The organism is Rubrimonas cliftonensis, assembly GCF_900107585.1.
Taxonomy (GTDB): domain Bacteria; phylum Pseudomonadota; class Alphaproteobacteria; order Rhodobacterales; family Rhodobacteraceae; genus Rubrimonas; species Rubrimonas cliftonensis.
In genome coordinates, this window is record NZ_FNQM01000006.1 from 228,367 (window position 1) to 247,776 (window position 19,410).

Annotated in this window: 21 protein-coding genes; 14 read left to right on the forward strand and 7 right to left on the reverse strand. The window is 72.2% G+C overall.

All coding sequences use genetic code 11. The annotated features are described in order from the left end of the window. Positions 1-3 precede the first annotated feature (3 nt). Positions 4-1,269, forward strand: coding sequence for a DNA polymerase IV (locus BLW43_RS12320; protein WP_093253825.1), 1,266 nt, complete (start codon positions 4-6; stop codon positions 1,267-1,269). Positions 1,270-1,538: 269 nt separating this feature from the next. Here the strand turns inward: BLW43_RS12320 and BLW43_RS12325 are convergent, their stop codons facing one another. Genes BLW43_RS12325 through fliF form a run of 5 tightly spaced genes read right to left on the reverse strand, consistent with a single transcriptional unit; the run spans position 1,539 to position 6,137 of the window. Beyond that, complete coding sequence (locus tag BLW43_RS12325) at positions 1,539-2,666, reverse strand: flagellar motor switch protein FliG (RefSeq protein ID WP_093253828.1); 1,128 nt, start codon at positions 2,664-2,666, stop codon at positions 1,539-1,541. Continuing rightward, entirely contained in the window at positions 2,663-3,418 is a 756-nt protein-coding gene (gene fliP / locus BLW43_RS12330; RefSeq protein WP_093253830.1) for a flagellar type III secretion system pore protein FliP, read from the reverse strand. Before fliP ends, BLW43_RS12325 begins: the two co-directional genes overlap by 4 nt. Then, positions 3,408-3,725 (reverse strand): FliM/FliN family flagellar motor switch protein, encoded by a 318-nt coding sequence (locus BLW43_RS12335; protein ID WP_093253833.1) that lies wholly within the window; start codon positions 3,723-3,725, stop codon positions 3,408-3,410. Before BLW43_RS12335 ends, fliP begins: the two co-directional genes overlap by 11 nt. Before the next feature lie 10 nt (positions 3,726-3,735). Further along, positions 3,736-4,317, reverse strand: a complete 582-nt coding sequence (locus tag BLW43_RS12340; protein ID WP_093253835.1) for a hypothetical protein — start codon at positions 4,315-4,317, stop codon at positions 3,736-3,738. Next, complete coding sequence (gene fliF, locus BLW43_RS12345) at positions 4,317-6,137, reverse strand: flagellar basal-body MS-ring/collar protein FliF (RefSeq protein ID WP_093253838.1); 1,821 nt, start codon at positions 6,135-6,137, stop codon at positions 4,317-4,319. The genes BLW43_RS12340 and fliF overlap by 1 nt, the downstream gene beginning before the upstream one ends. On the opposite strand from fliF, the gene BLW43_RS12350 reads away from it, so the two are divergent. From BLW43_RS12350 to BLW43_RS12400, 10 genes are all read left to right on the forward strand, one after another. Beyond that, complete coding sequence (locus BLW43_RS12350; RefSeq protein ID WP_093253923.1) at positions 6,088-6,582, forward strand: flagellar basal body-associated FliL family protein; 495 nt, start codon at positions 6,088-6,090, stop codon at positions 6,580-6,582. The two genes, fliF and BLW43_RS12350, sit on opposite strands and share 50 nt — an antisense overlap. Positions 6,583-6,602: 20 nt before the next feature. Continuing rightward, positions 6,603-7,235, forward strand: coding sequence for a hypothetical protein (locus BLW43_RS12355; RefSeq protein WP_139284042.1), 633 nt, complete (start codon positions 6,603-6,605; stop codon positions 7,233-7,235). After that, entirely contained in the window at positions 7,232-7,966 is a 735-nt protein-coding gene (locus BLW43_RS12365; RefSeq protein WP_139284043.1) for a MotE family protein, read from the forward strand. Before BLW43_RS12355 ends, BLW43_RS12365 begins: the two co-directional genes overlap by 4 nt. Before the next feature lie 103 nt (positions 7,967-8,069). Continuing rightward, positions 8,070-8,942 (forward strand): flagellar motor stator protein MotA, encoded by an 873-nt coding sequence (gene motA / locus BLW43_RS12370; RefSeq protein WP_093253847.1) that lies wholly within the window; start codon positions 8,070-8,072, stop codon positions 8,940-8,942. After that, positions 8,939-11,452, forward strand: coding sequence for a hypothetical protein (locus BLW43_RS12375; protein WP_093253851.1), 2,514 nt, complete (start codon positions 8,939-8,941; stop codon positions 11,450-11,452). Before motA ends, BLW43_RS12375 begins: the two co-directional genes overlap by 4 nt. Beyond that, positions 11,445-12,164, forward strand: coding sequence for a flagellar hook-basal body complex protein (locus BLW43_RS12380; protein WP_093253853.1), 720 nt, complete (start codon positions 11,445-11,447; stop codon positions 12,162-12,164). The genes BLW43_RS12375 and BLW43_RS12380 overlap by 8 nt, the downstream gene beginning before the upstream one ends. Positions 12,165-12,199: 35 nt before the next feature. After that, complete coding sequence (flgG, locus tag BLW43_RS12385) at positions 12,200-12,985, forward strand: flagellar basal-body rod protein FlgG (RefSeq protein WP_093253856.1); 786 nt, start codon at positions 12,200-12,202, stop codon at positions 12,983-12,985. 7 nt (positions 12,986-12,992) lie between these two features. Further along, entirely contained in the window at positions 12,993-13,472 is a 480-nt protein-coding gene (flgA, locus tag BLW43_RS12390; protein ID WP_093253859.1) for a flagellar basal body P-ring formation chaperone FlgA, read from the forward strand. Continuing rightward, positions 13,472-14,251 carry a flagellar basal body L-ring protein FlgH gene (gene flgH / locus BLW43_RS12395; protein WP_093253861.1) on the forward strand — a complete coding sequence of 260 codons (780 nt, stop codon included), beginning with the start codon at positions 13,472-13,474 and terminating at the stop codon, positions 14,249-14,251. The genes flgA and flgH overlap by 1 nt, the downstream gene beginning before the upstream one ends. Positions 14,252-14,270: 19 nt before the next feature. Beyond that, a complete protein-coding gene (locus BLW43_RS12400) occupies positions 14,271-14,810 on the forward strand; it encodes a flagellar basal body-associated FliL family protein (protein WP_139284044.1) in 540 nt (179 codons plus the stop codon). Between the two features lie 117 nt (positions 14,811-14,927). Here the strand turns inward: BLW43_RS12400 and BLW43_RS12405 are convergent, their stop codons facing one another. Together BLW43_RS12405 and BLW43_RS23530 are read right to left on the reverse strand one after the other, a co-directional pair. Beyond that, positions 14,928-15,611 (reverse strand): flagellar hook assembly protein FlgD, encoded by a 684-nt coding sequence (locus BLW43_RS12405; RefSeq protein WP_093253869.1) that lies wholly within the window; start codon positions 15,609-15,611, stop codon positions 14,928-14,930. A gap of 14 nt (positions 15,612-15,625) precedes the next feature. Then, positions 15,626-16,321, reverse strand: coding sequence for a flagellar hook-length control protein FliK (locus tag BLW43_RS23530; RefSeq protein WP_175478873.1), 696 nt, complete (start codon positions 16,319-16,321; stop codon positions 15,626-15,628). A gap of 1,337 nt (positions 16,322-17,658) precedes the next feature. Between BLW43_RS23530 and BLW43_RS12415 the strand changes: the two genes are divergently transcribed. The 3 genes from BLW43_RS12415 to BLW43_RS12425 form a co-directional block, all read left to right on the forward strand. Next, positions 17,659-17,976: a rod-binding protein gene (locus BLW43_RS12415; RefSeq protein WP_093253874.1), complete on the forward strand. Its 318-nt coding sequence runs from the start codon at positions 17,659-17,661 to the stop codon at positions 17,974-17,976. Continuing rightward, the gene (locus tag BLW43_RS12420; RefSeq protein ID WP_093253877.1) at positions 17,973-18,368 is read left to right on the forward strand and encodes a hypothetical protein; all 396 of its coding nucleotides are present in this window, start codon (positions 17,973-17,975) and stop codon (positions 18,366-18,368) included. The genes BLW43_RS12415 and BLW43_RS12420 overlap by 4 nt, the downstream gene beginning before the upstream one ends. A gap of 180 nt (positions 18,369-18,548) precedes the next feature. Then, positions 18,549-19,410 (forward strand): flagellin N-terminal helical domain-containing protein (locus tag BLW43_RS12425; protein ID WP_483880059.1); only part of this gene is annotated, 862 nt, incomplete at its 3' end.

The window sequence follows — 19,410 nt, forward strand, 5'->3', positions numbered from 1 at the left end:
GGGATGACGCCCGCCCTGTGTCGCGACTGTCTCGCCCGATTCGACGGGCCCGCCCGGCGCTGCCCGCGCTGCAGCTCGCCGCGCGTCCTCTCCCATCCCGAGCTTGCGGCGCTCAGCGTCGCCCATGTCGACTGCGACGCGTTCTACGCCGCGGTCGAGAAGCGCGACGATCCCTCGCTCCTGGACAGGCCGGTGATCGTGGGCGGCGGGCGGCGCGGCGTCGTCTCGACCTGCTGCTACATCGCCCGGATACAGGGCGTGCGCTCCGCCATGCCGATGTTCAAGGCGCTGGCGCTCTGCCCGGACGCGGTGGTGATCCGCCCGAGAATGGGCGCCTATGTCGAGGCGTCGCGCCGGATCCGGCGGCTCTTCGAGACGTTGACGCCGCTGGTCGAGCCGCTCTCGCTCGACGAGGCGTTTCTCGACCTGTCGGGCACCGAGGCGCTGCATGGCGCGCCGCCCGCCGTCACTCTCGCGAAGCTCCAGAACCGCATCGCCGCCGAGGTCGGCGTGACCGTGACGGTAGGGCTGAGCTGGAACAAGTTCCTCGCCAAGATGGCGTCGGAGCTCGACAAGCCGCGCGGCTTCTCGCTGGTCGGCCGGGCGGAGACGGAGGATTTTCTGGCGCCCCGGCCGGTATCGGCGATCTGGGGCGTCGGCGCGGCGACCGCGAAGGCGCTCGAGTCGCAGGGCTTCCGCCTGATCGGCGACCTGCGCCGGAGCGACGCGGCCGAGCTTGCGGCGCGCTTCGGCGCGCTGGGCGCGCGGCTGCACGCGCTGAGCCGGGGGCGCGACGCTAGGCTCGTGAGCCCGGAGCGGCAGGCCAGGAGCGTCTCCGCCGAGACGACCTTCGACGCGGACATCGCCGCGCGCGACGCGCTGGAGGCGCATCTCTGGCGGCTCTGCGTGCGCGTCACCGACCGGATGAAGGCGCAGGGGATCGAGGGGCGCGTGGCGACGCTGAAGCTGAAGCGCAGCGACTTCCGCCTCCTCAGCCGACGCTCGGCCCTCGCCGCGCCGACGCAGCTCGCCGACGCCCTGCACCGCGTCGCCGCGCCGCTTCTGGTCCGCGAACTGGGGAGCGGGCCGTTCAGGCTGATCGGCGTCGGCCTGTCGGAGCTTCAGCCGGCGGGGGCGGCCGCCGGGGCGCTGTTCGACGGGGATTCGGCGCCGTCGCGCGCCGAACGTGCCACGGACGCCATCCGCGCGCGTTTCGGGGCCGGCGCAATCATACGGGGCAGGGCGCTGGGCGCCGGGCGGGAAGAGTGAGTCGCGATGTTGCGTGGCGTTTATGCAACATGGGCTGTCGGGCGGACAGAATTCCTGAAAAAACAGTGGTTAACTGAAATCGGCAATCGTGATGAAACTGCATTGGTCCCGAATCCCGGCGTCAGGCGCTTGCTTTTGCTGCGGCGCACACCTAATCTCTTTCTCAGCGGCGTTCGCGCCGTCGCCCTTCCTGGGCGTTTCCTCCCTAGACTTGGCCGCCTTCGGGCGGCCTTTTTTTTGTGCGTTCAATCGATTGAAGTCCGAGGAGATCACTCCTCCTCCTCGTCGCCGTCCACCATCTTGAGTTCGCCGCTGCGCGTCAGCTCCCGCACCATGTTGACGACGGCGGTCTGCGCGGCCTCGCCTTCGCGCGGGGACGGGCTGGAGCGCATCTTGAGCTCGCCTTCCAGGCGCTGGGACAGGCGCTTCGAGATGTTGCCGATGAAGAAGTCGATCACTTTCGGCGCGTTCGCCTCGGCGTGCTTTAGCGCAAGCATCATCGTCGGCTCCTCGACCGCCTTCAGCAGCGTGCCGGCGTCGCGGGCGTCCACGCGGCCCGGAATGTCGGCGAAGCCGAACATGACCTTCTGCACCTGCTTGGCGAGCTTCGGCTTCTCCTGCTCCAGCTGCTCCATGAGCGCGCCGCGCTTCGAGATCGCGACCGCGTTCATCATCGCGCCGATGACGTCGGCGGGGCGGCGCGTCGCCTGCTCGCGCTGCATCACGGCGAGGAAATCGCGCTGGAGGACGTCCTTCACGATGTCCATCACCTCGCTGTCGAGGCGCGGCACGCGCGCGAGCCGCAGCACGACGATCTGGGCGAATTCGGCGTCGAGCCGCTCCAGCACCCGCGCAGCCTTCTCGGCGCGCAGCTTGGAGAGGACCACGGCGACGGTCTGCGGATGCTCGTGGCGCAGGTAGGCGGCGAGCGCCTGGTCGGAGCTGTTGGACAGCTTCTCCCAGATCGTGCGGCCGTTGGAGAGGTCGACATCGTCCATGATGCGGCTGACGCTGTCATCGTCGAGCAGCTCGCCAAGGATCTTGCGGGCCTCGGTGGCGCCGACGCGCACCTGGTTGCGGGCGCCGAGCTCGGCGCTGAACTCCTCGATCGCCTGTTCGAGCATCTCGGGCGTCACGGCGCCGATCTTGCTCATCGCGCCGGCGAAGCGGCGGATCGTGGTCTCGCTCATGCCCTGCAGGACGTGCGGGGCCGCCTCGGCGCCGAGCGCGGCGATGATGATGGCGGCCTTCTCCGCAAGCGGCAGCTTGCGCTGGGGCGGCAGCTCGTCGCCGCCGCGGATGGAGCCGGTCGGCAGGGTCGGTCCGCCGAGAGAATCGGCGATCTTCGCCATCGGCATCGCCGGCCGCTGCATCGGAACGGGCGTGTTGGCGCTCACGGCGAATACCCCCTCACAAGCGCGCCGGCGAGCAGCGTCCAGCCGTCGGCGATCACGAAGAATGCAAGCTTGAAGGGCAGCGCCACGACGGCGGGCGGCACCATCATCATGCCCATCGACATCAGCACCGAGGCGATGACGAGATCGATGATCAGGAACGGCATGAAGATCAGGAAGCCGACCTCGAAGCCGCGCTGGATCTCGCTGAGCAGGAAGGCGGGGATCAGCACCGAGGGCGGCGCGCGGTCTCCGGGCTGGAGCGTGTCGCGCAGGGGCGAAGCCTCGGTCATCACGGCGAGCGTGCCGGGGTCGACCCGCCCCTCCATGAAGACGCGGAACGGCTCGAACGCGCGGGAGACGCCCTCCTCCTCCGAAATCGTGCCCTCGATGAGCGGCGAGACGCCTTCGGCCCAGCTCTGCTGCGCGACCGGCTCGATGACGAAATAGGTCAGGAACAGCGCCAGGCTCACGATCATCATGTTGGGCGGCGCCTGCTGCAGGCCGATGGCCTGTCGCAGGATGCTGAGCGTCGTCACCATGAACGGAAAGCAGGTGATCATGATCGCGAGGCCGGGCGCGAGGCTCAGCAGCGTCACGAGCACGAAGAGCTGCGCGAGGCGCGCGCTGAGCGCGCCGCCCTCGCCGATGTCTAGCGTCACCGACTGCGCCGCCGCCGGCGCGGCCAGGGCGGCCGCGCCGAGTGCGAGAACCGTCAGCCCGACGCGCGCGATCCGGGCCGTTTCAGGAGCCATTGCCGAGATCCATGATCTCGGTCAGGCGGACGCCGAGACGGCCGCCCTCCTCCTCCAGCTCCTGCAACTCGCCGCGGGCGATGAGCTGCGGGCCGACATAGATCTCCACCGGATCCTCGATGCGGCTCTCCAGCGGCAGCACCGAATCGCGCCGCAGCGCGACGATGTCCGCGATCAGGGGGCGCGCCTTGCCCACCGACACCGTCACCTCGATCGGCACGCTGTAGATGGCGCGCCCGCGCGACTGCCCGGGCTCCACGCCGGCCAACTTCTCCGCCGCGGCGAAGGTGAAGCCGTCGTCGCTCATAAGCTTTTCTTCATTCGACATTTCGCGCCCTTCCTTCAGCTTCCCCGAAGAAGCGGTCCACCGCGTCGCGGGCCGCCGCGAGGCAGCCCTCGACGTCAAGTTCGGCGCCGCCGTCGATCCACTCCAGTCGCGCCTGCGCGCCGGTCAGCGCGGGGTCCGCCCGCACCTCCAGGCCCGCGCCGAGCCGCTCGGCGACGCCTGCGGTCGCTGCGGGAGACGCGAACGCGACGATCCTCGCGTCTGGCGCCGCGGCAGTCCGCGCCGCGACGGCCTCCGCCAGCGCCGCCGGAAAGGCCGCCGCCGCGGCGTAGGGCGCAGCGACCCGCGCCAGCGCCTCGACCAGCGGCCGCAGCATCGCCGCGCCCTCGGCCCGCGCCGCCAGGCTCGAAAGCTGAAGATCCTGCGCCGACTCCACCAGCGCCGCGATCGCCGCGCGCTCCTCGTCGTCGCCCTGCGCAAGCCCCGCCGCGAGGCCGGCCGCATATCCTTCCGCGCGCGCCTCCGAACGGGCGCGGGCGATCGCCGCCTCGCGCACCGGGTCGAGCCCGCGATCCGCCGCCGCGAAGTCCTCCAGCCGCAACGCCGCCCGCATCACCGCGCCTCGCTTTCGGATTCGATCTGCGCCTGCACGTCGCGCTCGAGCCAACCGCGCAGCACCGTCGCGCTCTCGTCGCGGCGCTCGGCGAACGTGTTCTTGAGCAGGGTGAGGCGGTCGACCTCGATCTGCTGCTGCAGGTCGTTCTGCTGCTGCTCGATGCGCTGCGCCGCGGCCCAGTCGATCGTCGGGCCCTCGGTCTCCGGCGCCATGTTCTGCGTTTCCGCCGCGCGCATGAGGGGGCGCAGCACGAAGAGGCCGAGGCCGAGGGCGATCGCCCCGAGTATCGCCATCTGCGCCAGCATCAGGCCGTTGTCCTCGAAGAACACCAGCGCGGCGTTCGGCGCCGTCGCCACCGCGCCGGCGGTCTGGGCGAACTCCAGCGTCTCGACCGTCACGATGTCGCCTCGGTCCGCGTCGAAGCCGACGGCCGCCTGCACGAGGTCGCGGATCTGGCGCAGCTCCGCCTCCGGGCGGGGGCTCCAGACGCGCTCTCCGTCGGCGCCGACGGCGTTGACGCCGTCGACGAGCACCGCGACGGTCAGGCGCTCCACCTCGCCCGCCGGGATCAGCCTTTCGCGGGTGGTCTCCGAGACCTCGTAGTTGACGCGCTCCTCGGTTTCGGTGCGGGCCGAGGTCGTCTCGCCGCCGCCGCCGTTCTGCGCCTGGGGCAGGTTGGACGCGACGCTCGCCGCGCCGCCGGCGCCGCCGGCGCCGGCGCCCTTGTTGTTCTCCGTCGTCTCGCGGCTGTCAGTGCTGATCGCGACGCGGCTCTGCGGGTCGAACACGCGTTCGGTGACGCGCTCGCTCTCGGTCTTGGCGGAGACGGCGACTGTGACGATGGCCTTGCCCTCGCCCACGCGCGCGGCGAGCAGGCGCTCGACCTCGCGCCGCAGCTCGTTCTCGCGGGCGCCGCCGGGGGTCTCGCCGTTGGCCGTCGCGGTCGCCTCGCCCTGCTTCAGCACCGCGCCATAGGCGGCGTCGATCACCGAAACGGCGGTCGGCGTGAGCCCCGCCACCGCGGAGGCCACGAGATAGCGGATCGCTTCAGCGGCGGCGGGCTCGAGCGGCCCGTAATTGGTCATGACGGTGACCGAGGCGGTGGGCTCGACCGAACGCTGGAATGGCCGGCCGACGGGGTTTGCGATGTGCACGCGCGCGGATCGCACGCCGGGCGCGGCGAGGATGGTGCGGGCGAGCTCGCCCTCCTTGGCGCGCCAGTAGGTCGCCTCGAACATCTCGGTCGTGGTGCCGAAGCCGTCGACGCCGTCCAGCAGCTCGTACCCGGCGGGCCCGTTCCGCGGCATGCCCTCGGCGGCCAGCGCCATCCGGACCCGGTCGCGCTCCGACGCCGGCACGAAGACCGAGCCGGCCCGCATCTCATACGGCACGCCCATGCCCTCGACCGCGCCCGCGACCTCTCCGATCGCCTGCGAATCGAGCCCCGAATAGAGTGTCACATAGGATGGCTTGCTCGCCGTCTGCACGACGCCGTAGATCGCCGCGACCATCGCCGCGACCGCCAGGAACGCTATCAGCCTTTGCCGAGGCTCAAGGGCCGTCCATAGAACGCCGATTCTGCCCACGCGCCTAACCCCGTCATCGCGCCTACTGCGCCTTGAAGTCCCCGGGCCGCCGGCTTGCTCGCCGACCCCGTCCGACGCCGTGAGGTTTGGAGCCTTCCGTTTAACAAGCCGTTTAGCCCTGCCGTCGTAGATCATCCGCAGTGGCCGTATGTGCGGCGGCCGGAAAGCGGGGCGGTTTGTCATGGCCAGTGCGGCGAAAGAAGGCGGCGGCGGCCCGATGATGCTGATCATGGGCGGCGCCCTGGCGCTGATCCTGGGCGGCGCCGGGTTCTACACCGTCTACTCTGGGCTCGTGAATCTGCCGCTGCCTTCGGCCGAGCCCGAAGAGGAGGCGCACAAGGCGGCCGTGCATGCGTTCGAGGCTGCCGCGCCGGCCGCGGAGTTCGTGCCGCTGGAGCCGATTCTGATCACGCTCGGCGGGGGCGACGCGCGCCTGCGCCAGCTTCAGTTCGTCGCCCAGCTCGAAGTCGAGCCCGGCGCGGCGGAAGCGCTGAAGGCGCTCGAGCCGCGCGTGCGCGACGTGCTCAACACCTACCTGCGCGCAGTGCGCGCGGACGACGTCGACGATCCGGCGGCCCTGTTGCGCATGCGCGCGCAGATGCTGCGGCGGATCCAGGTCGTCACCGGCGAGGGACTGGTGCGCGATCTGCTCGTTTCGGAATTCATCCTGCGCTAGAAAGGCTTGGGGTTATGGACATGATCGCTGACGCGCTCCTGATCGCAGGGGCGGCGGGAGCCGCGATGTACTGCCGGGTGCTGGCGAACCGGCTGAACGCCCTCAAGAACCTCGATACGGGCCTCGGCGCCGCGATCGCGGCGCTGTCTCGCCAGGTGGACGAGATGCGCATCTCGCTCGAAACGGCGAAATCGGCCTCAGGCGACCAGACGCGCGCGCTGACGCAGCTCACGGCGCGCGGCGAGATGGCGGCCGGGCGTCTCGAACTCCTGCTCGCGGCGCTGCACGAGAACGGCCGCCGCAAGCCGATCTCGGTGAGCGAGCCGTCGGTCGGCCGCCGCGTGGCGTCGGTGTCGAAGGGCTGGGCGGAGGAGCCGTTCGCGACGCCGCCAGCGTCCGAGGCGGCCGAGCCGGGCGAGGGTGAAGTCCCGCCGAAGCCGGTCTCCGAAGGCGCCGCCGGCGCCGAAGCGGCCGACGTCCTCCCCATGGAGGAGGTCGAGACGCCGGGCGACGCTGGCGCGAAGCCCTCCGCGCAGGTTCTCACGCTGTCGAAGGCGGTGGAGGCCGCCGCTCCCGCCGCCGACGCCTCGCCCGAGTCGCCTGACGCCGAGCTTGACCGCACCCTGGTGCTGCGCTGGAGCGCGGCGCCATGAGCGCGAAAGCCGCGCGGTCCTTCGGCAAGGCGGCCGCCGCGCCCAAATCCGGCGGCGGAGCGCCCGGGCGCACGCTTCTCTTCATAACCATCTGCTTCATCGCCTCCGCCGTGGTGCGGGTCGGCGATGTCGGCGGCGCCTTGGCGCAGAACGCCGGCGTCGATCCGCTGGCGATGCCGGAGCGCACCGCGCTGCCCTCGGTGCCCGCGCCTTCGGCCCGCACCGAGACCAGGCGAGGCTCCGAGGAGCCGGTCGGCAACGCTGACCCCGCCTCCTGCGCGGCGCCGAACGATTCGCTTCTGTCCGCGATCCGCGAGCGCGTCGCGGCGCTCGACGCGCGCGAACAGCGTCTCGCCGACCGCGAGGGGAAGCTGTCGGTCGCCGAAACGCAGGTCCGCGCAGAAATCGAGCGCCTCGTCGAGGCCGAGAAGGCGCTGGCGGCGACGCTCGCCCTGGCCGACGGCGCGGCCGAGCGCGACGTGGCGCATCTGGTGGGCGTCTACGAGACCATGAAGCCCAAGGACGCCGCCAAGCTGTTCACCGAAATGGAGCCCACCTTCGCCGCAGGCTTCCTCGCGCGGATGAGGGCCGAGAGCGCCGCGGGCGTTTTCGCCGCGATGGAGCCCAACGCAGCCTACGCCGTCACGGTCATCATGGCGGGCCGTCACGTCGGCGAAGGCGTGGCCCCCGGCCTGTCGTCGCTCGGCGGCCCGGTCGGCAAGGCGCCCTGAAGCGGGCCCGCCCGCTTCAGACAATGTTCACGCGCCGCCCCGATAACCATGCGGGCAAGGCGCGGCGCTGGCCCGCGACGGGGCCCTTAGAAGAGGGATCGACATGATCGGGATCGCCGGAATCGTCGTGACGTTCGTGATGGTGTTCGGCGGCTTCATGCTCGCGGGCGGCAATTTCACGATCATCATCAAGGCGCTGCCCTTCGAGCTCATGATGATCGGCGGCGCCGCGGTCGGGGCCTTCCTGCTGTCGAACGACGGCCATGTGGTGAAGCAGTCGCTGGGCGCCTGCGGCTCGGTCTTCAAGGGCGCGAAATGGAAGGCGTCCGACGCGCAGGACCTGCTGTGCCTGCTGTTCGAACTCCTGCGCGTCGCGAGACAGGCGCCGGTCGAACTCGAGGAGCACATCGAGAACCCAGACAGCAGTTCGGTCTTCTCGAAATATCCAAAGATCCAGTCCGACAAGGCCGCGGTCGACCTCATCTGCGACACGCTGCGCTCGGCCTCCATGAACTACGACGACCCGCACCAGGTCGAGGAGGTCATGGAGAAGCAGCTCGAGGCCAAGCTGCATCACGGGCTGCACGCCAACCATGCGCTGCAGACGATGGCGGACGGCCTTCCGGCGCTGGGGATCGTCGCGGCCGTGCTCGGCATCATCAAGACGATGGGCTCGATCGACCAGCCGCCCGAGGTTCTGGGCAAGATGATCGGCGGCGCGCTCGTCGGCACGTTCCTCGGCGTGTTTCTCGCCTACAGCTTCGTCGGCCCGATGGCGAGCAAGGTGAAGGCGGTCGTCGAGAGCGACATGCAGTTCTACAACCTCATCCGCGAGGTGATGGTGGCGCATCTGCACAAGCACTCGGTCGACATCTGCATCGAGGTCGGCCGCCAGAACACGCCGCGCGACTGGCGCCCGTCCTTCACCGAACTCGAGGAGGCGCTGAGCAACACGCGCACCGGGGGCGGATCATGACCGTCCGGGCGAGCTGGGCGGCCATCGCGGTCGCGGCGGGCCTGGCGGCCTCCGCTGACGCCGCCGCCGCGCAGACGCTGCGGGTGCGGGCGGGCGAGCATCCGGCCTACAGCCGCGTCGTGATCGACGCCCGACCGGGCGCCGCCTTCGACTGGAGCGTTTCGGGCCGGACGCTGCGCGCGACCGTAAGCGGCGCCGCGCAGTTCGACGTGACGGGCGCGAGCTCCCGCGGGCTCGGGCGCATCTCGGGGTTCTCGGCGGCCGGCGGCGCGCTGGAGATCGCGCTGTCCTGCGAGTGCGGCGCGCGGGTCTCCCGACTCGGCGACGGGCGCATCGTCATCGACGTCGCCGAAGGCGCGCCGCGGCCTGCGGCGCAGCCCGCCGCGGCGGCTGCCGCCGCCTCCGCTCCGGCCACTCCCGCCGCCCGTCCCGCCGCCCGTCCGGCCGTCGCCGCGGCGCAGGCCGGGGACGTTGCGCCGCCCGCCGTCGACGCGGGGGCGGTTTCGCCCGACGAAGTTTCCGATGACGGTCAGCCGTCGATGACCGCAGACACGGCCGCGACGCCCGCGCCGCCGTCCGCCGAGCCGGCGCGGGAGGTCTCCGGGGCGATCGCCGCGGGCGAGCCGCCGGCCGACAGTCCTTCGACGGTCGCGGCGCCGCAGGAATCAGCGCAGGTCGCCGCGCCGCCCGAAGCGGCCGAGCCGGAGCCCGCGCCCGCCGCGCCGAGCCTTCCGGGCGACGCCGCCTCGCGGATCGAGGCCGCGCGCCAGGCGCTGCTCCAGCAGCTCGCGCGGGCGGCGGATGAGGGCTTTCTGGAACTGAGCGACCGCGCGGACCCCTCCGCCATCGCGCGGGAGACCTCCGCGCCAGTCGACACGGACCTGCCGGAGCCGAACCTGCGCGCGCGCACCGCGCTCGACATCGCGCGGGACCGCGACGCGCGCCTGCCCCGCCGGGAGCCGGCGCGGCCCGACAACTGCCTTCCCGCAGCCGAATTCGCGCTAGCCGACTGGGCGGACGACCGGCCTATGGACGAGCAGCTCGCGCCCCTGCGCCGCGCCATGGTCGGAGAGTTCGATCGACCGGACCCCGAAGCCGTGCTCGCCTATGCCCGGCTGATGACGCATTTCGGCTTCGGGGCCGAGGCGCGCGCCGCGCTCGACGCCTTCCGGTCGGGCGTGACCGCGCCGGCCTCGCTCTCCGAGCTCGCCTTCATCGTCGACGGGGAGACGCCGCCCGAGGACGGCGTCCTGCGCCGCGGGATCGACTGCCCCGGTCCCCATGCGCTTTGGGCCGCGTCGGCGGCGGCCTCGGCGTCCGCGCTCGACCCGGCCGACATCCGGCTCGACGACCTGATTTCCCAGATCGGGCGGGTGCCCGAGCGTCTGCGCGCCGCTGTCGTCGCCCCTATCGCGCGGACCGCGCTCGACGCCGGAGACGTCGGCGGCGCCGAGCGCCTGTCCGCGGTGGTGACGCGCGGCGTCGACGATCTGGCGACGATCGACCCGATGATGGCCGTGCTGCTCGCCCGCATCCAAGCGGCGCGCGGGCGCCATGCCGTCGCCGAGGACGCGCTGACGGCTTTGGCGCAGCGCACCAGCCCGGCGGGCGTCGAGGCGATGATTGAGCTCGTCTCCCAGCGCCTCGCCCGCGGGCTGCCGGCGCCGGAGGGTCTCGCGGACAACATGGAGGCGGTGGCTTTCGCGCTGGGCGACAGCGATCTCGGCCGGCGGCTTCTCGTGGCGGCGGCGCGCGCGCGCGCGGCGACCGAGGGGCTCGCGCCGGCGCTCGAGTCGCTGGCGGTGCTGGCGGAGCGCGCCGGCGACGACGCGGCCGCGGGCGCGGCCGCGCGCGAGTTTCTGATCGACCATGTCCCGGACACGGCGCACGGCGTGGAGTACGCCCGCGCTGTGCTGACGCATCTGGCCCTCATCGGCGACGGACCGGAGGCGGACGCCGCGCGCGTCGCGGTGGCGCGCAACTTCGCCAGCGTCGGCGTGGAGAACCTCGGCGAGGCGCTGCTGGCGCCGGCGCTGCGGCGCGGCGACATCGACGCCCGGCTCGCCGCCAGCGACGCGGCGCTCGCCGCCGGCGCGCCGGAGCGCGCGCTCGACCACCTCGACGGCCTGATCCGGCCGGACGCCGCCAAGCTGCGGGCGCTGGCCTACGCGGCGCTGGGGCGCGCGCCGGAGGCGGCGCGGGCGGCCCGGGAATCGGGCGACGCAGAGTTCGCCGCGACCATGGCCTGGCGCGCCGGCGACTGGGCCGGCGCCGCCAAGGCGGGAGACGCCGACCGCCGCATCGTCGCGGCCTGGATGTCCGGCGCCGAAAGCTTGCCCGACGACCTCAGGGCCGCGGCCGACGAGAGCCCGGAACTGGGCGTGCTCGCCAAGGCGCTGCCCGAGGAGGGCGCCGCCGAGGCGGAAACCGTGGTCGGCGAGGCCGAGGCGGCGCTCGCCGCCTCGCGGCGCCGGCGGGAAGCAATGGGGGGTCTTCTGACCGATGGATAATCCCGGCTACATCGGCGTCACGCGCATGAACGGCCTCGCCGACGAGTTGCGCGCCATCGCCAACAACATCGCCAACAGCTCCACCGCCGGCTATCGCGCCGAAGCGCTGGTTTTCGCCGAGGTGCTCGCCGAGGCCGACGTCGAGGGCGGGGCCATCGCGATGTCGGCGCCGCGCGCCCACTACACGCTTGAGACGGGCGGCGCGATGAAGGCGACCGGCGGCGACCTCGACCTCGCCATCGACGGCGAAGGCTATTTCCAGGTGACGACGCCCGACGGTCCGCGGCTGACCCGCGCCGGCGCGTTCACGCTCTCGCCGGAGGGCGAGGTGCTGACGCCGGACGGTCATCTGCTGCTCGATCAGGGCGGCGCGCCGGTCAACATCCCGCCGGGGTCGGGCAAGATCGCCATCGGTCCCGACGGCGCGGTGTCCGCCGACGGGGCGCCGGTGGCGCAGATCGGCCTTTTCGCCGCCGACGCCGGCAAGATGCTGCGCCAGGACGGCGTGCTCTTCCGCATCGACGGCGACCCGGAGCCCGCCCAGGGGGCCAAGGTGGTCCAGGGCTTCATCGAGGGCAGCAATGTCCGTCCGATGGTCGAGATGTCGCGGCTGATCGAGGTGCAGCGCGCCTACGAGGCCGGCCAGTCCATCCTCGACATGGAGGACAACCGCCTTCGCAAGGCCGTCGAGACCCTAGGCCGAGTGGGCTGAACCCGAAACCGAAATCCAGAAAGGAGTCCGGAGAGATGCGCGCACTATCCATCGCCGCGACCGGCATGCAGGCCCAGCAGACCCGCGTCGAGGTCATCTCCAACAACCTCGCGAACATGGGCACGACCGCCTACAAGCCGCGTCGCGCGGAGTTCGCCGACCTCATCTACCAGCAGCCGCGCGTCGCCGGCGAGATCAACGCCGCCGACGGCACGGTGCTCCCGGGCGGCATCCAGCTCGGCATGGGCGTGCGCATGGTCTCTGTCGGCTACGACATGATCCAGGGTTCGCTGCTGCAGACCTCCGGCGAGCTCGACCTCGCGATCCAGGGCGGCGGCTGGTTCGAGATCGAGCTGCCCACGGGCGAGACGGCCTACACCCGCGACGGCAACTTCAAGCGCAACGCCGACGGCCAGATGGTGACGTCGGAGGGCTATGTTCTCCAGCCCGAAATCGTCATTCCCGACGAGACGGTGAAGATCGCGATCAACGCGCAGGGCGAGGTCTACGCCTCGTTCCAGAACCAGGTCGAACAGCAGCTTCTCGGCGCGATCACGCTGGCGGACTTCGCCAACGACCGCGGGCTCGAGCCGATCGGCGGCAACCTGCATCTGGAGACCGAGGCCTCCGGGCCCGCCAACATCGGCGAGCCGGGCGCCGACGGTCGCGGCGCGCTGCGGCAGGGTTATGTCGAAGAAAGCGCGGTCGACGCCGTGCGCGAGATCACCGAGTTGATCGGAGCGCAGCGCGGCTACGAACTGAACTCGAAGGTCATCACCGCGGCCGACCAGATGCTCGCCGCCACCGTGCAGGTGAGGTGAGCCGCCCATGACCCGCAACGCAGGCCAGAATGGCCGCGCCCTTGTCGCACTGGCGCTTGCCGCCGCGTTCTTCGGCGCATCGCCCCGAGAGCCCGCGGCCGCGCAGGAGGCCGCCAGCGCGGGCCAGACGGTCGTCGCGGCGCGGGCGATCCGCGCCCGTTCCCTGATCGGCCCCGCCGACGTGGCGGTGGAGGCGGGCGAGACGCCCGGCGCGCTCTCCGCGCTCGATCAGGCGATCGGCATGGAGGCGCGGGGATCGATCTATCCCGGCAACCCGCTGCGCATGGGCGACGTCGGCCCGCCGGCGCTGGTGGACCGAAATTCGATCGTCACGATGCGCTACCAGCTCGGCCTGCTGGAGATCGAGGCCGAGGGCCGCGCGCTCGGCCGCGCCGGGTTTGGCGAGCGGGTGCGCGTGATGAACCTCGACAGCAAGGCCACCGTCACCGGCCGGGTCGCCGGACCGAACGTCGTGGAGGTCCGCTGATGGCCCGCCAGCGATCCCGCCTGCCGGCGCTGGCGAAGGGCCTCGGCTGCGCCGCGGTCGCGCTGAGCGCGCTCGGCGGCTGCGCCGAGCGGCTCGACCATCTCGGCAAGCCGCCGACGATCACCGGGCCGGGCGCGCAGAACGCGCCCCTGCCGCCGATCTCCGAGGCCCGCCGCGCCATCGCCCGTCCGGCGCCGATCGCTGCGCCCGAAGCCTACGCTGTCGCCTCGACCTGGCGCTCCGGGCCGTCGTCGCTCTTCGGCGACCGGCGCGCCAGGACCGTCGGCGACATCCTGACGGTGGTCATCGACATCTCCGAAGAGGGAACCATCGACAACACGACCAACCGCTCGCGCTCCGGCTCCGAGAACATCGGCGTTTCGGCGCTGCTCGGCCTGCCGTCGGTGGCCGCCACCGTGCTGCCAGCGGGAACCGGCATCGACCCGGCAGTGGATCTCTCCGGCAGTTCGGCCTCGGCCGGCGCCGGCAACATCTCGCGCTCGGAGGAGATCACGCTGCGCGTCGCCGCCACGGTGGTGGACGTGCTGCCCAACGGCCATTTCGTGATCGAGGGCAGCCAGGAGCTGCGCGTCAACTTCGAACTGCGCGAACTGCTCGTGGCCGGCGTGATCCGCCCCGAGGACGTCAGCCGCCGCAACGAGATCACCTACGACAAGATCGCCGACGCCCGCATCAGCTATGGCGGCCGCGGCCAGATCACCGACCTGCAGCAGCCGCGCTACGGCCAGCAGGTTCTCGACGTCATCATGCCGTTCTGAGCCGCGGAGGCCGTCGCCCATGAAGAAGTTCGTGCTTCCCGCCGCGTTCGCCGTCGTCGGCCTCGTCGGGGGCGCGGCCGCCGGCTGGTTCCTCAAGCCGCCGCCGCCGCCCGAGCCCTGCCTCGACGACGAGGGCCACGAGCTAGACGAGGCGGCCTGCGCCGCCATGGAGGCGAAGAAGGCGGCTGAGGCCGAGGAGCTCGCCCCGCCGCCCGAAGATCTGAAATACGAAACGCCGTCCGAGTTCGTGGCGCTCGAACGCCAGTTCATCGTGCCGGTGATGGGCGAGACGCGGGTCGAGGCGATGGTGATCCTCAGCCTCACCGTCGAGGTGGGGCAGGGGGCCACGGACTCGGTGCTGAGCCGCCAGCCCCGCGTGCGCGACAGCCTGCTGCGGGTGCTGTTCGAGCATGCCTATTCCGGCGGCTTCGACGGGGCCTTCACCGCCGAATACGTCATGCGAGACCTGCGGCGGAACCTTCTCAAGGCCGCTCGAAAGGCCGTCGGCCCGGAAGTGCGCAACGTGCTGATCGCCGACATCATCCGCCAGGAACAGTAGGCGCGCGCCTCCCGAGACCTTGCGGCTCAAGGCGTTGCGGTCCTAGGCGTTGCGGCCCGCCTTCCGGAAGGAAGGCGGGCCGCGGTCGTTCAGAGCTCCGGGCGCGCGCCGTTTGCGTCAGGGGCCATCGCCGACCCGCAGCGCCGTGACGTCGTTCGCCTTCACGGTGAACCCGCCTGCCAGCGTGAGTTCCGCGCCCGCGTCGCCGCGGCGCGCCTCGGTGACGCGGCCCCAGGTTTCGGCCGGCGCCGTCTCGGCTTCGCCGCCCGGCAGCAGATAATTGGCCTCGAAGCGATACGCGCCGGGCGCCGCTTCGCCGCCGTCGGCGCGCTTGCCGTCCCATGTCACCTCGGTCTCGCCGGGCGTGAAGTCGATCTCCCGGACCGCGAAGCCGGTGTCGTCGAGAACCGTGATCCGCGCCTTCGTCGCGTCGGCGGGCGCGCCGGTGGGATAGATCTCCACCGCCCCGCCATTGTGGACGACGCCGCCGGCGGCGCGCACCTCGCGGCCGAGCCAGCTTCCCAGCGCCCCGACGTCGGAGCCCCCGAGGGCCTCAAGGATCGTCTCCAGCGTCCGGTTGCCGGCGATCTGCTGCTCGACGGCGGAGAACTGGGCGAGCTGGGCGACGAACTCGGTGGATTCGAGCGGCTGGAGCGGATCCTGGTTCTCCATCTGCGTCGTGAGCAGCTTGAGGAACGTGTCGAAGTCCGCCGTCAGCGCGCTCGAGGCCGAGTCGCTCTTCGAGGTTGCGGTTGCGGGCGACGGCTTGTTGACGGATGCCGCGACTGTGGCTGCGTCCATGGGGGTTCTCCCTGTCAGAGGCGGATGTCGAGCCGGTCGCCCGGGGAGCGCCTTGCGGCGACCGGCGCGGCCGAGGCCGACTGTTCGGCGTCGCGGGCGTCGCGAGCCATGCTGATCGGGGCTTCCGCCTGCTGGCGGCGCTGCCCGGAGAAGTCGAGGTCTGCGCGCCCGAAGCCCGCCGCCTGCAGCTCGCGCTGCAGAATGTCGGCGTTGCGGCGCATGAGGTCGAGCGTTTCGGGCCGGTCGGCGGTGATCTGCGCGCTTAGCGCCCCGTCCTCGATGCGCATGTGGATCATGACGCGGCCGAGTTCGGGCGGATCGAGGCGAAGCTCGACCCGGTCGCCGTCGCCAGCGGCGGCGATGGCCTGCGCCGCGGCGCGCAGCTGCGCGTGCGGCGGGCCGGTGAGCACGACCGGCTGCGGCGGATCGAGCCGGCCGGCGCCGGTCTGTGGCGCGCTGAGCGCGGGATCGACCGCCGCCGCATGGGCGGTGAGCGCCTCGCCCCCCGCGCCTGCGGGGACTTCGCCTGCGACCGGCCGCGCCGGCGGCCTGGGCCCCGCCGCGCCGCCGGTGAGCGCATAGCCGCCGGCCGCGGCGCTCGTCAGGGCGCCGCGCTGCGCGACGGCGGCCGTGGCCGCGGCCGCTGGGCGAGCCGGCTCGAGCGGCGGGCCTTCGGCGCGATCGCGCCGCCCCTCCTCGCGGCCGGACATGCCCGGCGCGACGGTCTCGGCGGAGGGGGACGGCGCGGCGGATGTCGCCGCCGGCGAGGCGGAACCGTGGACAGGCGACGCCGTTCGGGCTGCGCGCGAGCCCTGATGCGCCGCGGTCTCGGGCCGCGCCGGCGTCTCCGGGGCGTCGGCGAGGTCTGGTCCTCGCCGTGTCGCGGGCCCGACCGCCCCCCCGGGGCCTTCAACTGTCCGCGACGGAGTCGCAGAGGCGTTCCCGTTTTCGGGCGCGACGGACGCCGCCGCGCCGGCGGCGCTCCGCCCGGCGTCTTCTGAAGCGGGCGTCGCCGCTGCGCCGGCGGGTCGACCGACGGTCGGCGTTTCGCCAGTTGCGGGCGCGGCGCCATGCGCTGCGACGCGCCGGCCGTCCGCGACGGCGCCGCCGCCTTGCGCTCCGGGGCCAGATCCCGACGGCCGCGCGGCGTCGCGCGCGGAAACCGGCGTCGCGCCCGGGCCGCCGCCGGCGTCGGTTCCGGGTTCGTCGGCGGGGCGGGCGGACTGGGCGGCGGTCCGGGTTTCCTGCAGGCGGAAAGCGTCACCGCCATCTGCGACGGTCTGGGCGGCGCTCGGGCCAGCGCTCGGGCCAGCGCTCGGGGCCGCATTCGGGCCGGCATTCGGGGCCGCATCCGGGGCGGGCGTCGGAGCTTCTCCTGCGCCCGGCGCCGCGGTGGCCGCGGTTCCGGGATCGAGGCGCCCCGCATGGGTCGGCAGGGGCTGCGCCATCGTCCGCGTCCACCGGCCGTTCATGGCCGCCGGCCCGGCGGCCGCGACGTCGCGCGGCGCGACGGCCGCGCGGGTGGCCGCGTCCTGTGGCGACGCCTGCGCGATCGTGGCGACCGCGCCCGGCGGGGTCTCCTCAGCGGCGCCGTCGGCGTCGCCCGGTTCGTCGGTTCCTGCGCCAGGCGCTTCGGTCGTCGCGAACGTCGTCCACCGGGGCGCGCTTGCGCTGGACGCCGAGGCCGGCGTCACGTCTGACCGCGCCGCATCGCTCTCGCCGCCCTCCCCGTCCTGCGCCCGGCCGCCTTCAGCCAGCACGTCTGAGAAGCGCCGAGGCTCGTCGCGCTCGCGCTGCGGTTCGGCGGCGTCGCCTTTCGGTCTGTCTCGCTCTTCAGCCGTCTGCGACCCTTGAGGGGCGTCGCGACGCGAATCGGCGCGGGTCGGAACGCCGGCCGTCCGGGCCCTGGCGTCTGTGTCGAACGGCGTCAGCCTTGCGGCGTCCATTGGGGTCCTCCCCTGAAAAGCTGGGGAAACATCGCCCAACAGCCCTTACAGATCGTTTACTCCGGTGCGCGATGCTCTGCGCGAGCCAATGGAGGAGACCCATGAACCCGCTGTCCCCGATCGCGACGCCGCAGCCCGCCCGTCCCGCCGACGATGCGACGGACGCCGCGCGACGCGCCGCCATGCGCGAGGCGGCGGTTGAGTTCGAAGCCGTTTTCATCGCCCAGATGCTTGAGCACAGCGGCGTGGGTCGCGCGCCGGAAGGCTTCGGCGGCGGCGCCGGCGAGGACGCATTCCGCTCGCATCTTCTCGGGGAGCAGGGGCGAATCATGGCGCGGAGCGGCGGCCTCGGCCTCGCTCAGGAAGTCTATGAGGCGCTGCTCAAGCGCGAGGGCCTGTCCTCGGAGAAGGCGCGATGAGCGCATCCTCGCTCTGGCGGCGCACGCCCGATCCGCTCCGCGCCGTGGCGGCGGCGGAGCACGCGCTGAGCGAGGAGCGGCGGCTGCTGTTCAGCGGCGATCTGCCTGCCGTGGTGGAGGTGGCGGATCGCCGTGTGGCGGAGATTTCGGCGCTGGAGCGACTGCTCGCCGCCGAGCCGGCGCATCCCGAGAGACTGGCCGAAGGGCTCAGGAAGTTCCGCGCCCGCGCCGAACGCCACGCAAAGCTTCTTGAGGCCGCGATGTCCGGCGCGCAGGCCGCCCGCCGCAAGCTCAAGGCGATCGACGACGCGCGCACCACGCTGCCGGGTTACGACGCCAGCGGCGCCCCGCGCGCGCGCAGCGTCAGCCAGGGCCTTGGCCGCAAGGCGTGAGCGGGGCGCTAACGCGGCGTTAGAGATTTTCGGCCAGAAAAGTATCACGCGCAGAATGCGGACCAAACCGTAAATGGTGTAATACACGTCAGAAGACGTCTCTCCCGGATCAGGAAAAACCCTGTCCGATAGCGCAATCGTGGCGACGAGTATTCGTCACATGCAATCAGGAAGAGACAAATGTCGTCCATTCTTACCAACAACTCGTCGATGGTGTCGCTGAATACGCTGCGCAGCATCAACAAGCAGCTCGGCGAAGTGCAGGGCAACATCTCCACCGGCAAGAAGATCGCCAACGCCCGCGACAACGCGGCGATCTGGTCGGTGTCGGCGGTGATGAACTCCGACGTCACCGGCTTCAAGGCGATCACCGACTCGCTGGCGCTCGGCCAGTCGACGCTGAACGTCGCCCGGACCGGCGCCGAGACCGTCAACAAGCTGCTCGACGAGCTCAAGGGCCGCATCGTCGCCGCCCAGTCCGACAACGTCGACCGCTCCAAGATCCAGGCCGACGCCTCTGAGCTGCGCAGCAACATCAACGCCACCGTCGTGGCGTCGCAGTTCAACGGCCTCAACGTCCTGCAGCGCAGCGTGACCGACGGGGTCATCGAGGTCGTCGGCTCGCTCGACCGCGACAGCTCGGGCAACGTGACCGCCGCCACCATCGACGTGTCGCGCGCCACGCTCGACGCGGGCGTCGCCGGCACGGGCAGCGGCGTCGCCAACGGCGCGGTGGAGTCGGTCGCGGCCACCGCGCTGGCGACCACGAACCTCACCGGCGCCATCGGGGCCGGCACGACCTACGCGGTCGGCGACAAGATCGCCATCTCGCTCGTCGGCACGGACAACGGCCGCGGCATCATCCTCTCCTACGAGGTCACCGCGACCGACACCGGCGCCGACGGCAGCACCGCCGCGGACGCAGCCACGATGCTCCTTCGCGCCACCCGCGCCATGGCGGTCCAGCTGGAGGCGTACGCCACCGCCGAGACTGGCGCGGCTGCGACGACGGACCTGGCCAACATCTCAACGCAGGCCAACA

What these genes read in the sequence shown, in the direction of transcription:
- BLW43_RS12320 (WP_093253825.1), top strand. Translation starts at nt 4, where the DNA reads ATGACGCCCGCCCTGTGTCGCGACTGTCTCGCCCGATTCGACGGGCCC.
- fliP (WP_093253830.1), bottom strand. Translation starts at nt 3,418, where the DNA reads ATGGCTCCTGAAACGGCCCGGATCGCGCGCGTCGGGCTGACGGTTCTC.
- BLW43_RS12335 (WP_093253833.1), bottom strand. Translation starts at nt 3,725, where the DNA reads ATGAGCGACGACGGCTTCACCTTCGCCGCGGCGGAGAAGTTGGCCGGC.
- BLW43_RS12340 (WP_093253835.1), bottom strand. Translation starts at nt 4,317, where the DNA reads ATGCGGGCGGCGTTGCGGCTGGAGGACTTCGCGGCGGCGGATCGCGGG.
- BLW43_RS12350 (WP_093253923.1), top strand. Translation starts at nt 6,088, where the DNA reads ATGGCCAGTGCGGCGAAAGAAGGCGGCGGCGGCCCGATGATGCTGATC.
- fliF (WP_093253838.1), bottom strand. Translation starts at nt 6,137, where the DNA reads ATGATCAGCATCATCGGGCCGCCGCCGCCTTCTTTCGCCGCACTGGCC.
- BLW43_RS12355 (WP_139284042.1), top strand. Translation starts at nt 6,603, where the DNA reads ATGATCGCTGACGCGCTCCTGATCGCAGGGGCGGCGGGAGCCGCGATG.
- BLW43_RS12365 (WP_139284043.1), top strand. Translation starts at nt 7,232, where the DNA reads ATGAGCGCGAAAGCCGCGCGGTCCTTCGGCAAGGCGGCCGCCGCGCCC.
- motA (WP_093253847.1), top strand. Translation starts at nt 8,070, where the DNA reads ATGATCGGGATCGCCGGAATCGTCGTGACGTTCGTGATGGTGTTCGGC.
- BLW43_RS12375 (WP_093253851.1), top strand. Translation starts at nt 8,939, where the DNA reads ATGACCGTCCGGGCGAGCTGGGCGGCCATCGCGGTCGCGGCGGGCCTG.
- BLW43_RS12380 (WP_093253853.1), top strand. Translation starts at nt 11,445, where the DNA reads ATGGATAATCCCGGCTACATCGGCGTCACGCGCATGAACGGCCTCGCC.
- flgG (WP_093253856.1), top strand. Translation starts at nt 12,200, where the DNA reads ATGCGCGCACTATCCATCGCCGCGACCGGCATGCAGGCCCAGCAGACC.
- flgA (WP_093253859.1), top strand. Translation starts at nt 12,993, where the DNA reads ATGACCCGCAACGCAGGCCAGAATGGCCGCGCCCTTGTCGCACTGGCG.
- flgH (WP_093253861.1), top strand. Translation starts at nt 13,472, where the DNA reads ATGGCCCGCCAGCGATCCCGCCTGCCGGCGCTGGCGAAGGGCCTCGGC.
- BLW43_RS12400 (WP_139284044.1), top strand. Translation starts at nt 14,271, where the DNA reads ATGAAGAAGTTCGTGCTTCCCGCCGCGTTCGCCGTCGTCGGCCTCGTC.
- BLW43_RS12405 (WP_093253869.1), bottom strand. Translation starts at nt 15,611, where the DNA reads ATGGACGCAGCCACAGTCGCGGCATCCGTCAACAAGCCGTCGCCCGCA.
- BLW43_RS23530 (WP_175478873.1), bottom strand. Translation starts at nt 16,321, where the DNA reads ATGTCCGGCCGCGAGGAGGGGCGGCGCGATCGCGCCGAAGGCCCGCCG.
- BLW43_RS12415 (WP_093253874.1), top strand. Translation starts at nt 17,659, where the DNA reads ATGAACCCGCTGTCCCCGATCGCGACGCCGCAGCCCGCCCGTCCCGCC.
- BLW43_RS12420 (WP_093253877.1), top strand. Translation starts at nt 17,973, where the DNA reads ATGAGCGCATCCTCGCTCTGGCGGCGCACGCCCGATCCGCTCCGCGCC.